The sequence below is a fragment of the Anaerocolumna cellulosilytica genome, from assembly GCF_014218335.1.
GTDB classification, from domain to species: domain Bacteria; phylum Bacillota; class Clostridia; order Lachnospirales; family Lachnospiraceae; genus Anaerocolumna; species Anaerocolumna cellulosilytica.
This window is the reverse complement of record NZ_AP023367.1, coordinates 5,414,267-5,430,627: the sequence shown is the minus strand read 5'-3', so window position 1 is coordinate 5,430,627 and position 16,361 is coordinate 5,414,267. Positions and strand designations below refer to the sequence as shown.

At 32.7% G+C, this 16,361-nt stretch carries 15 protein-coding genes; 14 read left to right on the top strand and 1 reads right to left on the bottom strand.

All coding sequences use genetic code 11. The annotated features are described in order from the left end of the window. Positions 1 to 624 precede the first annotated feature (624 nt). The 14 genes from rpmH (at position 625) to acsn021_RS22665 (ending at position 13,179) form a co-directional block, all read left to right on the top strand. Positions 625 to 759: a 50S ribosomal protein L34 gene (gene rpmH / locus acsn021_RS22730; RefSeq protein ID WP_184092848.1), complete on the top strand. Its 135-nt coding sequence runs from the start codon at positions 625 to 627 to the stop codon at positions 757 to 759. Positions 760 to 824: 65 nt separating this feature from the next. Continuing rightward, entirely contained in the window at positions 825 to 1,178 is a 354-nt protein-coding gene (gene rnpA / locus acsn021_RS22725; RefSeq protein WP_184092847.1) for a ribonuclease P protein component, read from the top strand. Beyond that, the gene (gene yidD, locus acsn021_RS22720) at positions 1,175 to 1,387 is read left to right on the top strand and encodes a membrane protein insertion efficiency factor YidD (RefSeq protein ID WP_184092863.1); all 213 of its coding nucleotides are present in this window, start codon (positions 1,175 to 1,177) and stop codon (positions 1,385 to 1,387) included. Before rnpA ends, yidD begins: the two co-directional genes overlap by 4 nt. Positions 1,388 to 1,441: 54 nt before the next feature. Beyond that, positions 1,442 to 2,704, top strand: a complete 1,263-nt coding sequence (locus acsn021_RS22715; RefSeq protein WP_184092846.1) for a YidC/Oxa1 family membrane protein insertase — start codon at positions 1,442 to 1,444, stop codon at positions 2,702 to 2,704. Further along, the gene (gene jag / locus acsn021_RS22710) at positions 2,705 to 3,448 is read left to right on the top strand and encodes an RNA-binding cell elongation regulator Jag/EloR (RefSeq protein ID WP_184092845.1); all 744 of its coding nucleotides are present in this window, start codon (positions 2,705 to 2,707) and stop codon (positions 3,446 to 3,448) included. Positions 3,449 to 3,536: 88 nt separating this feature from the next. Next, entirely contained in the window at positions 3,537 to 4,913 is a 1,377-nt protein-coding gene (mnmE, locus tag acsn021_RS22705) for a tRNA uridine-5-carboxymethylaminomethyl(34) synthesis GTPase MnmE (protein WP_184092844.1), read from the top strand. A gap of 19 nt (positions 4,914 to 4,932) precedes the next feature. After that, positions 4,933 to 6,825 carry a tRNA uridine-5-carboxymethylaminomethyl(34) synthesis enzyme MnmG gene (mnmG, locus tag acsn021_RS22700; RefSeq protein ID WP_184092843.1) on the top strand — a complete coding sequence of 631 codons (1,893 nt, stop codon included), beginning with the start codon at positions 4,933 to 4,935 and terminating at the stop codon, positions 6,823 to 6,825. A gap of 287 nt (positions 6,826 to 7,112) precedes the next feature. Continuing rightward, positions 7,113 to 7,832 carry a 16S rRNA (guanine(527)-N(7))-methyltransferase RsmG gene (gene rsmG, locus acsn021_RS22695; protein WP_184092842.1) on the top strand — a complete coding sequence of 240 codons (720 nt, stop codon included), beginning with the start codon at positions 7,113 to 7,115 and terminating at the stop codon, positions 7,830 to 7,832. A 66-nt stretch (positions 7,833 to 7,898) separates the two neighbouring features. After that, a complete protein-coding gene (locus tag acsn021_RS22690) occupies positions 7,899 to 8,363 on the top strand; it encodes a GNAT family N-acetyltransferase (protein WP_184092841.1) in 465 nt (154 codons plus the stop codon). Between the two features lie 109 nt (positions 8,364 to 8,472). Continuing rightward, on the top strand, positions 8,473 to 9,570 hold the full coding sequence (locus acsn021_RS22685; protein ID WP_184092840.1) for a sensor histidine kinase: 1,098 nt from the start codon (positions 8,473 to 8,475) through the stop codon (positions 9,568 to 9,570). Further along, positions 9,567 to 10,220 carry a response regulator gene (locus acsn021_RS22680; RefSeq protein WP_184092839.1) on the top strand — a complete coding sequence of 218 codons (654 nt, stop codon included), beginning with the start codon at positions 9,567 to 9,569 and terminating at the stop codon, positions 10,218 to 10,220. The genes acsn021_RS22685 and acsn021_RS22680 overlap by 4 nt, the downstream gene beginning before the upstream one ends. 559 nt (positions 10,221 to 10,779) lie before the next feature. Continuing rightward, entirely contained in the window at positions 10,780 to 11,544 is a 765-nt protein-coding gene (locus acsn021_RS22675; protein ID WP_184092838.1) for a ParA family protein, read from the top strand. A gap of 205 nt (positions 11,545 to 11,749) precedes the next feature. Further along, entirely contained in the window at positions 11,750 to 12,652 is a 903-nt protein-coding gene (locus tag acsn021_RS22670) for a ParB/RepB/Spo0J family partition protein (protein ID WP_184092837.1), read from the top strand. Positions 12,653 to 12,666: 14 nt separating this feature from the next. Beyond that, on the top strand, positions 12,667 to 13,179 hold the full coding sequence (locus acsn021_RS22665; protein WP_184092836.1) for a DUF4446 family protein: 513 nt from the start codon (positions 12,667 to 12,669) through the stop codon (positions 13,177 to 13,179). A 195-nt stretch (positions 13,180 to 13,374) separates the two neighbouring features. Here acsn021_RS22665 and adhE read toward each other — a convergent pair whose 3' ends face one another. Continuing rightward, complete coding sequence (gene adhE, locus acsn021_RS22660; protein WP_184092835.1) at positions 13,375 to 15,990, bottom strand: bifunctional acetaldehyde-CoA/alcohol dehydrogenase; 2,616 nt, start codon at positions 15,988 to 15,990, stop codon at positions 13,375 to 13,377. Positions 15,991 to 16,361 lie beyond the last annotated feature (371 nt).

The following is a 16,361-nucleotide window of genomic DNA, read 5'->3' as shown; positions in this document are numbered from 1 at the left end:
TACATTAATCTCCCTAATATAAAATTTCGTACATACCTAGCTTATATGATATAACATAATTGTGGATATTTCAATGATAATCTATAAATTAATCAGTTCTGAGTGTGGATATCCCCAGAAAAAAAACTCTTACTAACAATTGTGTGAATAAATTATAAAAACTATAAACATCAAAAAACAACAGATTTCTTGTGGATTTCTATCACAATTAAAGAAAATATTCACACGGATCCACAAAGTTATCCACAATGTATCAACAATTTGTGGATAACTTTGTGTGAAAAAAATGTTCTTACTTTTTTCGGTGGGTAAAGTGGTTTATAAAGTACTATTAGAGAGTTTAAAGAACAATGAAGATAAGATAATATTTTACTAACTAGATTGCACTGTGAATGTAATGCAGCATTACTTTTTGGGACTTAATGATTTATTTTATGATAAGAAGGGGATAGGGAAGGAGAAAGTAAGATAAAAATTGTAATGTATAGGTAAAAAATTCAATAAAATAACTACTTGACGTACAAGACTGAAACGAATATAATAGACATGATATTTTATATTACTAAAATAGAACAAATACGCTTACCATATATATATTGGTATATTTAAAGGAGGTGCAGCAGAATGAAAATGACATTCCAGCCTAAAAAAAGATCCAGATCTAAGGTTCACGGTTTCAGAGCAAGAATGAGTACTTCCAACGGAAGAAAAGTTTTAGCAAGCAGAAGAGCAAAAGGAAGACACAAATTATCAGCATAGGTCGCAGTATTGTGGCCTTTTCTTCTCTTTTTAAAACTTTGTTTGCAAGAAAGGGCCGTGAGATTTTGAAATCGTCAGAATCAATGAAGAAAAATGCCAATTTTAGAAAAGTATACCACAGTGGAAAATCCTATGCGAACACATATTTGATTATGTATGTGCTAAATAACGATACGGATACTAATAAGCTCGGCATATCCGTTAGTAAAAAAGTTGGTAATAGTGTGGTTAGGCATAGACTAACCCGATTAATTCGAGAAAGTTACAGATTGAATGAAGATATGTTTAATAGTGGTTTAGACATAGTAGTGATTGCGAGAGCAGGAGCAAGAGGTAAGAATTATTCAGATATAAACAGTGCATTATTGCATTTGGCAAAGCTGCATAAAATTTTAAAAGAGATGATAAAATCGTGCTGAAGCGAGTTTTAATATTTTTAGTAAAATTATATAGAAAGTTTATTTCTCCTCTAAAGGGAAGGTCGAGTTGTATTTATACACCTACCTGCTCTTTGTATGCACTAGAGGCCCTGGAAAAGTATGGGGCACTAAAAGGAACTTATTTAGCTGTAAAAAGGGTATTAAGATGTCACCCTTTTGCTCAGGGCGGTTATGATCCGGTGCCCTGATGAAAAAAATGGACAATCAGCTACAAACTATGTATGTCCAAGGAGGAAAATAATTTGTTTAGTGTATTTTTGACCCAGACTGGTGGTCTATTGGGACCCATTGCGTCGATATTAGGTTTTATCTTGAATGCCATCTATGAATTTTTAGGGCTATTTGGCATACAGAATGTGGCTATTGTAATTGTATTATTTACATTTATTGTTAGGGGTTTGATGATCCCATTAACAATCAAACAGCAGAAATTTACGAAATTGTCAGCTAAGATGAATCCTGAGCTGACAAAAATTAATGAAAAATATAAGGGTAAAAAAGATGAAGCTTCTGTAAGAAAAATGCAGGCAGAGACTCAGGCAGTTTATCAAAAATACGGAGCGAGTCCAACGGCTGGCTGTTTACCAATGCTTATATCCCTTCCGATCATGTTTGCACTTTATCAGGTTATTTATAAGATTCCTGCTTATGTTGATGATATTAGAATTGCCTACAGCGGAATTGCTGAAGCTATTATGGGAACCAGCGGTTATGTAGACATAATGAAAGAATTAGGTACATCAGTCGGTGTTAAGGTTGATGGTTTTTCTGAAATTGCTGCAAATAGCATTACCTTAAACCATATGATTGATATATTTGTTAAGTTTACTTCAGAGAACTGGAAACAGTTAGTGGAACAATTTCCTACCGTACAAGATATCATAGTAACGAATTCTAATGAAATAATGAAAATGCATGCTTTTATTGGTGGTCTGAATATTTTGGATCATCCCGGTTATGCTTTTCCTGGTGTTTTAATTCCTATTTTAGCAGCAGTGCTTCAATTTATACAAGGAAAGCAGATGCAGGCAAATAATCCTCAACAGAATAAGGATAATCCTATGGCTTCGTCTATGAATGCCATGAATACAGTAATGCCTATTATGTCAGGTTTTTTCTGTGTCATGCTGCCAATCGGTGTTGGTATTTATTGGGTTGCAGGTAGTGCTTTCGCAATTTTGCAACAGTTTGTTATTAACAAACACATGGAAAAAGTAGATGTAGAAGATTTAATACAAAAGAATATTGCAAAAGCAAATAAAAGAAAAGCGAAGCTAGGAATCGATCCGACTAAGTCTATGGAAGAGTTAGCCAAAAAGCAGACTAAGTCTATAGAAGTACCTGATACAGAGGTTGATAATTCAACATCTAGTTATGCCAATTCAGTGAAAAAGAATTATGAACCCTCCAATTATAAGAAAAGTGATGTTTCTTATCAAGCAGGTAGCATTGCAGCGAATGCAAATCTTCTTAAGAATAGGAATCATGATAAGGGGGATAAATAAATGGAATGGTTAGAAATTACTGCTAAGACAGTAGATGAAGCAATTACGGATGCCCTGATAAAATTACGGACTACTAGTGACCGTATGGATTATGAAGTAATAGAAAAAGAAAGCAGTGGCTTTTTAGGTTTATTTAATAAGCCTGCTAAAATTCGTGTTCGATTAAAAAATACCGTAGATAATATGGCAAAAGATTTTTTAGATAAAGTATTTAAGGCTATGAATATTGAAGCACAAGTTGAGATTGCTTATGATGAAACAAGTTCATCTATGGACATCAATGTCGTAGGTGATGACATGGGTGTACTCATTGGAAAAAGAGGACAAACTCTTGATTCATTACAATATCTGGTAAGTCTTGTCCTGAATAAGGAAAGTGAAAATTATCTTAAAGTAAAAATGGATACTGAAAATTACAGGCAGAGAAGAAAAGAAACTCTTGAGAATTTAGGTAGAAATATAGCGTATAAGGTAAAAAGAACTAAGAAATCAGTATCGTTAGAGCCTATGAACCCTTATGAGAGAAGAATTATCCACTCTGCTTTGCAAAATGATAAGTATGTTGAAACACACAGTGAAGGTGAAGAACCCTTCCGAAGAGTTGTAATTACTTTAAAAAAGGGTGCTATGAATCGTGATTATAAAGGTAATAATCATGGCAGATCTTCTTACAATGGTGGGCAGAAGGATTATAGTTATAATAAACACAGAGATTATAGTCAGAAGCATAGTGAAACGGAATAAGAAAAAAGGGTGTATTGAAGAGATAATTGCTTTGATACACTCTTTTCTAAATCTGACATAATGGTTTATGAATAGATTGGAGAAGCAAATGAATTCAGAGACTATTGCTGCTATAGCTACAGCAGTAAGTAACGCCGGCATAAGTATTATTCGTATCAGCGGTAAAGATGCTTTGCCTATAATAGATAAAATATATAAACCTAAAATTGGTAGTAAGAAACTATCTCAGGTACCCAGCCATACTATACATTACGGATTTATTGTTGATAATGATGTTGAAATTGATGAGGTAATGGTAGCTGTTATGAAGGGACCAAAAAGCTATACAAAAGAAGATGTAGTTGAAATAGATTGTCATGGTGGTATCATAGTTACAAAAAAGATATTAGAGACTGTCTTAAAGTATGGTGCCAGGAGTGCCGAACCTGGAGAATTTACAAAACGTGCATTTTTGAATGGAAGGCTTGATTTGTCTCAGGCAGAGGCTGTTAGTGATATTATTAATGCTAAGAATGAATATGCTCTCAAAAATTCACTGAATCAGTTAAAAGGTAATATTTATAGTAAGATTAAAGAAGTAAGAGAGAATATGATACTTGATATAGCTTTTATTGAGGCAGCACTTGATGACCCGGAGCATATTAGTCTGGAGGATTTTCGTGATGAGCTTTATGAGCATGTAAAGGAAAATATTTTTATTATAAAAAAGTTGCTAAAGTCTTCTGATAATGGAAGATTTTTAAAAGAAGGAATACAGACGGTTATTGTTGGAAAACCAAATGCAGGAAAATCCTCTCTTCTTAATGCGCTGACAGGAACAGAGAGGGCCATTGTAACAGATATTGCAGGTACAACAAGAGACACGTTAGAAGAATCTATACAGATTGGTAATATTAGTTTGAATGTTATTGATACCGCAGGTATTCGAAATACAGAAGATGTGGTAGAAAAAATTGGGGTTATGAAAGCAAGAAACACAGCGCAGGATGCAGATTTAGTTATTTATGTGGTGGATGCAACTTTAGAGTTAGATGAAAATGACAAAGAAATCATAGAAATGATTGCTGATAAAAAGGCTGTTGTTCTATTAAATAAATCGGACTTAGAGATGATTATAAATCCAGAAAAGTTAAAAACACTTACCTGCAAAGAGGTAATTCCTATATCAGCAAAAGAAAATATCGGATTGGAAGCATTGGAAGAATGGATAACCAATGAGTTTTTTCAGGGAAAATTATCTTTTAATGATGAAGTATATATAACAAATATAAGGCAAAAAGAGGCTTTGGGGGATAGTATCAAAAGTCTTAGCATGGTAAGTAAGAGCATTGAAGATGGAATGCCAGAAGATTTCTTCTCCATTGATTTAATGAGTGCCTACGAAGCCTTAGGTGGAATTATCGGTGAAGCTGTGGACGAAGATCTTGTAAATACTATTTTCCGTGAATTTTGCATGGGGAAATAGCGAGCAGAGAGGAGCAAGTATGTCATATACTTATGAAACTTATGATATTGTGGTGGTTGGAGCAGGACATGCCGGTTGTGAAGCTGCACTTGCCTGCGCAAGATTAGGTTTAAATACATTAGTCATAACAATCAGTATGGATAGTATTGCATTAATGCCTTGTAATCCTAACATAGGAGGTACCTCTAAAGGTCATCTTGTAAAGGAGATAGATGCACTTGGCGGAGAAATGGGAATTAATATAGACAAGACATATTTACAGTCCAAGATGTTAAATATATCAAAAGGGCCAGCCGTTCACTCGCTAAGAGCGCAGGCGGATAAGCAAGAGTATAGTAGGACCATGCGTCATATTCTTGAAAACACCCCTGGATTAACATTAAAACAGGGTGAAGTTGTGGATATTCTTACAGAGAAGGGAAAGGTTGTGGGGATAAAAACTTACTCGGACGCTATATATCCTTGTAAGGCGGTTGTATTATGTACTGGGACATACCTAAATGCAAGGTGTATTTATGGAGAAGTTAGTAATTATACAGGTCCTAATGGTTTACAGGCAGCAACACATTTAACAGATTCTTTAAAAGCATTGGGAATTCAAATGTATCGATTTAAAACCGGTACGCCTGCGAGAATAGATAAACGCTCCATTGACTTTAGTAAGATGGAAGAACAACCAGGTGATGAAGAGGTTGTTCCGTTTTCATTTACAAATACTATGGAAGATATTAAGAAAGAACAAATATCGTGTTGGTTAACGTATACCAATGAAGAAACCCACGAGATTATCAGAAATAACATTCATCGTTCTCCGCTATATAGTGGAAACATTCAAGGAACCGGTCCAAGATATTGTCCTTCTATTGAAGATAAGGTAGTAAAATTCGCCGATAAGGATAGACATCAGGTTTTCATTGAACCTGAAGGAAACTACACCAATGAAATGTATGTAGGTGGTATGTCAAGCTCTTTGCCGGAGGATGTTCAGTATCAAATGTACCGCAGTGTTGCAGGTCTTGAAAATGCTAAGATTGTACGAAACGCTTATGCTATTGAATATGATTGTATCAACCCAATGCAATTAGAACCATCCCTTGAATTTAAAGCAGTAGAAGGGTTATTTAGTGGAGGACAGTTCAACGGAAGCTCCGGTTATGAAGAAGCAGCGGCGCAGGGGCTTATAGCAGGTATTAATGCAAGTATGAAACTTATGGGTAGAGAACCCTTGATTCTTGATAGAGCGCAGGCATATATAGGAGTTTTAATTGATGATCTTGTAACAAAGGAAACACATGAACCATATCGTATGATGACTTCCAGAGCTGAGTACAGGCTTTTGTTGCGTCAGGATAATGCAGATTTAAGATTAACCAAAATTGGTTATGAAATTGGATTAATCTCAGAAGAGAGATACCAGTCTTTGCTGAATAAAGAAAAAGAGATTCAGGAGGAAATGGACAGGGTTAACAAAGCTTTAATTGGTGCCACTAAGGAAGTACAGGAACTAATGGAGAGGAATAACAGCAATCTATTAAAAACAGGTACAACTATAGGAGAGTTAATAAGAAGGCCTGAATTAACTTATGAAGTCCTTGAAAGCATAGATAAGAGCAGAAAACCTCTATCAAAAGATGTAATTGAACAAGTTAATATTAATATTAAATATGATGGCTATATACAACGTCAAATGCGGCAAGTTGAGCAGTTCAAAAAATTAGAAGGAAAAATAATTCCAAAGGACTTAGACTACAACAACGTACTCAGTCTTCGTAAAGAAGCAAAACAGAAATTAATGGATATTAAACCTATCTCTGTGGGACAGGCGTCCAGAATATCAGGTGTTTCACCAGCGGATATATCAGTTTTGCTGGTGTACTTAGAACAACTAAAGCGAGTAAACAAAAACTGGTAAAACCTTTATTATTATCAATATAATCCAATTATATAAGATTAAATCAAATATTTATAGTATAAATAGTCAATAAAGTCAGCTTCCCTTTTTCATTATACGGGCAGAAAAACTCACAGTTCGACGGATTAAGGCCGGAGTTTGAGCTTTTCTGCCTTTGTTATTTATGGAAGAGGAGCAAAAAAATATATTCTTAAATAAGCTGATTTTAATCGTTTATAAAAGACATAATAAATGATAAAATAGTACTATAGATAGAGATATAGTACTATTGGAGGAGAAAGTTATATATGGAAAATATAAATTTATTGAGTGAATTAGCCGAAAAAATAGGTGTGAGTTTGTCCGAGCAGCAAATCAAGCAATTTAATAGATATTATGATATGTTAATTGAAAAAAATAAAGTTATGAATTTAACTGCAATAACTGATTATGAAGAAGTAATATATAAACATTTTATAGATAGTCTTTCTTTGATAAAGGTATATGATATATCTCAGCAAAAATCAGTTCTTGATATGGGCACCGGTGCAGGTTTCCCCGGTATACCTCTTAAAATTGCTTTTCCATCTCTTTCTGTTACACTCTTAGATTCCTTAAATAAAAGAGTAGTATTCTTAAGTGACGTTATCGCAGACCTTGATTTAGTGAATATTAGGGCAGTACATGGAAGGGCAGAGGATTTTGGGAAAAATCCGGATTATAGGGAGAATTTTGACCTATGTGTTTCCAGAGCGGTAGCGAAGTTAACAACATTAGCAGAGTATTGTATACCTTATATTAAAAAAGAAGGCTATTTTATACCTTATAAGTCAGGAAATATTGAAGGAGAAGTAGAAGAAGCAAAAAAAGCTATTAAAGTCCTAGGAGGAAATTTAGAAAAAGTAGCAGTTTTTCAATTACCAGAAACTGATATAGAACGTTCTTTTGTTGTGATTAAAAAAAATAATATTACACCGAAAAGATATCCAAGAACTGCTGGAAAGCCTGTAAAGGAACCAATTAATTAAGGAACTTTTTCATTATTATATGAGTGTAAAAGATTTGAGAATCTTAGAAAAGATAAGGTGGTAGAAATGATAAAAGGAAAGGTACTAGTTTACGGGGATGATTTATCGGAAGTAATATTAATTAGAAAACAAGTTTTTAGTCAGGAAGCGAAGTATTGTAAAACAACAATAATGGATAATGATGATGAATTCGCAGTCCATGCGGTGGTCTATGATGTGAATAAATATACTAAACCGATTGGAACAGGAAGATTAATTTATAAAGAGGGGCAGTATATACTTGACAATATAATGGTAATAAAAGAAGAAAGAAATAAAAAATATGGAGATTTTGTTATCCGTTTACTAGTTAACAAAGCTTTTTCTTCAGGTGCTAAAGAAATTATTTTAGATTCTCCTAAAGATTTGGTATTGCTTTTTCAAAAAATTGGGTTTAAAATGGTTAATGAAACATCTAATTATGTCGAAAAAAGAAATATAAAGATGAAATTATTGCCGGAAAATGTCTATAAAGAGTGTAACAATAATTAACTATTTTAGTATTATTATGAGAAAACCTACTTTATTTTCAATTTAAGTCTTTAAAAAAAGCAAAATTTGTTATATTATATAGATAAAAAATAGGGAGAGTTACATTATTATGATACATCAAGATGATAATATGGGTTTTATGGAACAATTAAAGGATGCTCTAAATTTCATAAAACAAAATGAGGAGGTCACCCAGAAAGAACTTGATCAGATTAATATTAGTATAAAAAGCTTTGAAGAAGAATTAAGCCGAATTAATCAAAATATTGAAGAAATAAAAAAGAATAATTCAACAGCTGATTTATTTATACCAGGTGCAATAAAAGAAAAAGAAAAAAGTATCCATGTACTCAATCAAAGCAAATTAGAAATAGAATCAAATTTAAAAAGTGCAGAAGAGAGTTTTTTATATCATATCAATAGAAAAAACAGTCTGGATAATCTTATGAATTGTTTTTATACGTTAAAAAGTAACTCTATCGAAGATCCCGAAACGGTAAAAGACTGCGCGTCTTCTTTTGATAATATTAATTTTGAAATGGGTATAAATGTTTTAGAAACACAAGAAAATGAAAGAAAAAGAATTGCTAGGGATCTTCATGATTCTACGGTGCAAAATTTAACCAATATGATGCATAAAACAGAGTTATGTACTAGATTAATTGATATAGATCCTATACGTGCTAAGCTTGAATTACAAACAATGATTAATACAATTAAAACAACCATTAATGATATGCGTAACATTATTTTTGGATTAAGACCTATGTCCATAGATGATTTGGGTCTCATTGCCACTATTGAACGATATATAAGAGATGTTACTAAAAATCACGAGGTAGATATTGTATTAAAAATGAATGATGAGGAAAAAAGTATTTTACCGGTAATTAACCTTACATTATTCCGTATAGTTCAAGAAGCTTGTAATAATGCAATAAAGCATGGCTTGTCAAAAAAAATCATTATTGAAATTGGTTATGAAGCTGATTCTATTTTATTAAGCATAAAGGATAACGGAAAAGGCTTTAAAATGGATGGATATAAAGAAGCAAAAACGAATGTTATCTCAGGACATGGATTATCCATGATGAAGGAACGAATTATAATTCTAGCGGGAGATTTTGATATACAGTCAAAAGAAAATGAGGGTACTACAATAAGTGTTAAAGTCCCGCTGAATATTTCAAGGAGGGTATATAAATGAAGGAGTCTATAAAGATTGTTATTGCCGATGACCACAGGATGATTAGGGAAGGATTAAAGCAGCTCCTGGAGTTAGAAGGTGATATCACTATCGTAGGGGAAGCCGGTGATGGATTATCCTGCTTGCAAGTAATTGAAGATAAAAAACCGGACGTTGTATTATTGGATATTAACATGCCCCAGATGAACGGACTTCAAGTTTTAGAGAAGTTAAAGGAGAGAAAGTGCCGAAGTAAAATTCTAATTCTTACTATACATAATGAAATAGAATATTTAGTTAAGGCTGTCGATATTGGTGTAGATGGATATGTATTAAAAGATTCAGAAAGTGAATTGTTACGTAAGGCGATTTTCTCAGTTTATAGCGGAGAAAATTATATTCAAGCAGAGCTAGTTCCTATATTAAAGGAAAAGCTGGAGAATCAAGAAAAGGATATACTTACAGAAGATAGTATTTTAACAAAAAGAGAATTGGAAGTATTGAGATTATTAACTGAAGGATTGTTTAACAAGGAGATAGCTTATAATCTTTCTATTAGTGAAAAAACAGTAAAAAATCATGTATCAAATATATTTAAAAAAATCTGTGTATCTGATCGAACACAAGCTGCGGTATATGCAATAAAGAATAATATTGTAGAGTTATATTAATTAATAAAGTTGTAATTAATAAATCAGCTAAATTGATTTTGAAATAAATTAGAGTAAATCAAAACAAAGCGTGCAAAGGTAATTTGTGCGCTTTTATTGTTTCACGTGAAACATTATATATAGTTTTCCACACGAGTAGTTAAAAGAATGAATATAGTATGATAAAAAATGTAATATCAGAGTGCGTTTATAAGGGATAGAATAGTGTAATATTAATAATAGTTATTGTTTAGATATTTAAAAATATTATTAAGTAATAAATGTTTCACGTGAAACATTTGATTACAGAATGGATTAATATAAAGTTAGCTTATAATTATACTTTTATTACAATTCTATTTATTAAAGGTCCAACTAGTAACTACTAAATGCAGTAAAAGTAAGATATTTATTAGATTCTTTTGATAATTTCTTATTGAAACTATGGATATATGACTTAATTAATGATATAATGATAGACGCGAATATAACAAAACTATATTTAAAATATATAATAAAAGTATATAAATCTAATAGTCACATTGTATTCTAAAGAATAAACCTGAAAAGGGGGAAAAGCATGGGACGAATTATAGCAGTGGCTAATCAGAAGGGCGGCGTAGGTAAGACAACAACAGCCATAAATTTATCTGCTTGCCTGGCGGAAAAGGGGAAAAAGGTATTAACCATAGATATTGATCCACAGGGTAATACTACGAGTGGATTAGGAATCGATAAAAATAATCTGGTGAATACGGTTTATGAACTTTTTATTGGTAATTGTAGTTTAAAAGAATGTCTATTACAGGATGTCTTTGAAAATCTGTCATTGTTACCCTCCAATGTGAATCTAGCAGGTGCTGAAATAGAGCTTATTGGAATTGAAGAGAAAGAATATATCTTAAAAAAAGAAATACATAAAATTAAAAATGACTACGATTATGTAATTATAGATTGTCCACCCTCATTAAATACCTTAACTGTAAATGCTATGACAACAGCAGATACTGTTTTAGTTCCTATTCAATGTGAGTATTATGCATTGGAGGGATTAAGCCAGTTAATACATACAATTAACTTAATAAAGGAAAGATTGAATCCAGACTTGGATATAGAAGGAGTCGTCTTTACCATGTTTGATGCCAGGACAAATCTTTCATTGCAAGTAGTAGAAAACGTTAAATCTAATTTGCATCAAAATATATACAAATCAATTATTCCAAGAAATGTTCGTTTAGCTGAAGCACCAAGTCATGGGTTGCCAATAAATATTTACGACCCTAGATCTGCAGGCGCCGATGGATATCGAGACCTTGCAGAGGAAGTAATTGAAAAAGATGTTTGATATATTAATATACAAGCAAATATTATAAATAGTATACATAACTAAGAAGCAACTAACTAGGTAAAGGAATTAGTCAAAGTCGATTTCTAAAAGTGTGATGTAATAGAATTATATCCTATTCGGAGGATTTTATCTAATTCTTTAGTACACTAATTATATGTTTCTCAATTACAAGATAAATAAATTATAAGAAAGGATATTTATTATGGCAGCAGCAAAACATGGTCTTGGTAAAGGGTTGGATTCCATGATTCCAGATAGAATTGAAAAGCCTAAATCAGCATCTCCTAAAAAGGAAATGGATAATGTTTCACGTGAAACATTAATTGATTTAAATAAAATTGAGCCGAACAAAAAGCAGCCTAGAAAAAATTTTGATGAAGATGCTATTCAAGAATTAGCAGAATCTATTAAGCAAGTAGGGATTATACAGCCGCTGATTCTACAAAAGATAGAGGATTACTACAGTATTGTTGCTGGTGAACGAAGATGGCGGGCAGCTAAAGTTGCCGGTTTGAAAAAGATTCCGGCCATTATTAAAGACTATTCTCCACAAGAAATAATGGAGATTGCTTTAATTGAGAATATTCAAAGAGAAGACTTAAATCCGATAGAAGAGGCAATTGCTTATCAGAATCTTATAAAAGAATTCAATTTAAAACAAGATGAAGTAGCAGAAAGAGTCTCTAAAAGTCGTGTCGCTGTCACCAATTCGATGCGTTTGTTAAAATTACAGACCAAGGTACAACAAATGTTAATAGATGGAATGATTTCTAGTGGACATGCTCGAACACTATTGTCTATTGAAGATGAGGAATTACAGTATTTAATAGCTATGAAAGTGTTTGATGAAAAGTTAAGTGTTAGAGAGACCGAAAAGCTTGTGAAGAAGGTGCTTTCTGAAAGTGAACAAGATGCAGTAAAGGAAGTAGCCATTACAAAAGACGATTCTTTTGTTTATAAAAACATTGAAGAAAAAATAAAAAGAATTATGGGAACAAAAGTTACAATTAAGAAGAAAGCAAAAGATAATGGGCGAATAGAAATAGAGTATTACTCTATGGAAGAATTGGAAAGGCTCATTGATTTGTTTGAAACAATTAAATAAGGAGAAAGAATTAGATGGATGTAATTGATAGCATTGGTTTAGATTTAGGTTATATAGTTATCGGATTAGCTGGTTTTTCCCTGTTTTTGTTTATCTTAGTTATTATTTTGCTAATAAAGCATAGCAAAATAAATAAGAAATATAGAAGTTTCATGAATGGTGCGGATGGGAAAAGTCTTGAAACACAGTTTACAGTAAAATTTAATGAATTAGAAGATTTAAAGCTAGAAAGTAAAAGACTAAAAATAAAAATAGATAAAGTAACAGAAAACCTACTACTTACATATCAAAAAGTGGGTATCGTAAAATATGATGCATTTAAAGAAATGGGTGGAAAGTTAAGTTTTGCATTGGCATTATTGAATGATGAAAACAATGGGTTTATTTTAAATAGTATGCATTCAAGTAGGGAAGGTTGTTATACATATATTAAGGAGATAATAAAAGGGGAATCCTTTGTAGTGTTAGCAGAAGAAGAAAAACTAGCATTAGAAGAAGCTAAAAAAACAAAAAACTTTATGGAATAAAAATTTGGAGCATGACACGTATAAATATGTCATGCTCCTTTTGTATTGTAGGTTATCCACATAAAATAGAGAATAGAACAATTTGTTGACGAATTGCATTAGAACAGTTCATTAATGTGGATAATTTATGAAAACTATATAATATATGAAAATGGATAGATGAAGCATATAGTATGCTTCATCCATCGAAGTATATTATTTTTTCTCAGGAATATTACCCTTTCCATAGTAGGCAAGTAAATATATATTTTCTAATTCTGTTACCAATGGAAGACGAGGGTTAGCAGTTGTACACTGATCACCAAAAGCTAAATCAGCTAAGGTACCTACTTTAGATAAATAATTCTTTTCATCAAGTCCATACTCTTTTAATGTTGCAGGTATTTCTAAAAATTCGTTTAACTTTTCAATTTCAGTTGCTAAAATTTCTACCGCATCGTCATTATTCTTTGGTTTAAATCCTAATTTGTTCATGAGGGCAAATATTTTATCACCTACGATATAATTCTCATATTTTGGCCAAGCCGTGAATTTTGTAGGGCAGGAAGTACCATTATAGCGAACTACGTGTGGCAATAAGATAGCATTCGCACAACCATGGGGTACATGATATTCTCCACCTAATTTGTGTGCTAAGGAGTGGTTTATACCAAGGAAAGCATTTGTAAATGCCATACCCGCAATTGTTGATGCATTATGCATTTTTTCTCTGGCAACCGGATCATTTGCTCCTAATTCATAGGATCTCTTCAGGTAAGTGAATACCATTTCTATTGCATGAATTGCTAACGCATCGGTATAGTCGGATGCCAAGATTGAGATGTAAGCTTCAATGGCGTGAGTTAATACATCCATACCGGTCCAAGCAGTTGATTTCTTAGGAACTGACATAACAAAGTCAGGATCAATAATTGCAACATCAGGAGTTAACTCATAATCTGCTAAAGGATATTTTTTGTTCTCTGTTTTATCTGAGATAACAGCAAAGGAGGTTACTTCAGAACCTGTACCTGAGGTCGTAGGAATAGCGACTAACTGTGCTTTCTTTCCAAGTTCAGGGAACTTATAAGTTCTCTTTCTGATATCTAAGAATTTTAAGGACATATTTTTAAAGTCGGCTTCCGGATTTTCATAGAATAACCACATACCTTTAGCAGCATCGATTGCTGATCCTCCGCCGAGTGCAATGATTACATCTGGTTTAAACTTGTTCATGGAGTCGACGCCATTCATGATGGTTTCTAAAGATGGATCGGGTTCAACCTGATCAAAAATTTCACAATGAACATATTGCTCTCTATTTCTTAATTGGTACAAAACTTTATTTACATATCCTAACTGGGTCATAGCGGGGTCAGTTACGATGAATGCTTTTGAGATATTAGGCATTTTGGATAAATATGCCGTTGAACCGGATTCAAAATAAATTTTGCTAGGAACTTTAAACCATTGCATATTGTTTCTCCTCTTTGCTACTCGTTTGACATTCACAAGGTCAACAGCAGATACGTTATGAGTTGTAGAGTTTCCGCCATAGGAACCGCAGCCTAAGGTTAAAGAAGGCATATTGGTATTGTAAAGATCACCTATTGCACCATGTGTGGACGGAGAGTTAACAATAATTCTACCCGTTTTCATACGATTAGAGAATTCTTCAATTATTGTTTGGTTTGAGGAGTGAAGTACGGAAGAGTGACCCATTCCGCCGTTTGCTAACATTTTTTCGCATAAAACCATACCATCTTCCACATCTTTTGCTTTAATCACTGCAAGGACAGGGGATAATTTTTCAATGGATAGTGGATATTCAAGACCGACTCCTTCGATTTCTGTGCATAAAATCTTTGTATCCGCAGGAATTGTTATACCTGCAAGTGCAGCAATTTTCACAGGAGACTGACCTACGATTTCAGGGTTAACGGAGTGTTTTTCTATATTAATAACAACTGGTTCTAATTTTTTGATTTCTTCTTTGGTTGCAAAGTAGCATCCGGCCTTTTTCATTAACTCAATCACTTCTTTGTATACAGGAGCTTCAATAATTGCTGCCTGCTCTGAAGCGCAAATCATACCATTGTCAAAGGATTTTGATAGTACTAAGTCATTTACAGCTCTTTTTAATACAGCCGTTTTTTCAATGAAACATGGTACGTTACCAGGTCCAACACCAAGAGCTGGTTTACCAGAAGAATAAGCAGCTTTAACCATGCCAGGGCCACCCGTTGCAAGGATACAAGCCACACCTGAATGATTCATTAATACGTTTGTAGCTTCAACAGAAGGATATTCTATCCATTGAATACAATTCTTTGGAGCACCTGCCTTGACAGCGGCATCTAATAGAATTTGAGCTGCAGCCTTTGAGCACTGTTGAGCACTAGGATGAAAACCGAAAATAATAGGATTTCTGGTTTTAATACATGATAGAATTTTAAACATAGTTGTTGAGGTTGGATTTGTTACAGGAGTGACACCAGCTACTATACCGATGGGTTCAGCCACCATCATAAAGTCTTCTTCTTCATTATCTTCAATGATACCAACTGTCTTCTGGTATTTGATAGAATGCCAAATATATTCGGTAGCAAATATATTTTTAGTGATTTTATCCTCGTAGATACCCCTTCCGGTTTCTTCTACAGCGAATTTAGCAAGATATTGTTGCTTTGCTAAACCTGCTAAAGCCATTTCATGAACGATATTATCAATGGTTTCCTGATCAAAATTCATAAATTCTTTTAAGGCTACCTGTGCATTTTTCACAAGAAGATCAACATGCTCTTGTGCTGTTGGTTGTTTCTTTTCACTCATACTTAAAATCCTCCTATTTTGCAGTTGTTATGTTAATTATTTAACAATTTGTCATAAATGAAATTCACACTATGAATATAACAAAGAATTCAGATTTTGTCAAATAATATTTTATATAATTATTACAATAAAATGTAAAAATAATTAGGATAAAATTGTTATAATTGTGCATTATTAACAAAGACTAAAATGTCGATATAAAAATAGTACAAAAAGAAACAACCAAAATTATGAAAATGTTAAAAATATAACAATTACTAAAAATTAATTTTTAATTATATTTATGAAATTATTGACATTAAATAAATAATTGGATATTGTATTATTAAGTGGATGATTTTCCTCAGAAAATTAGATTTAGAATTACACTT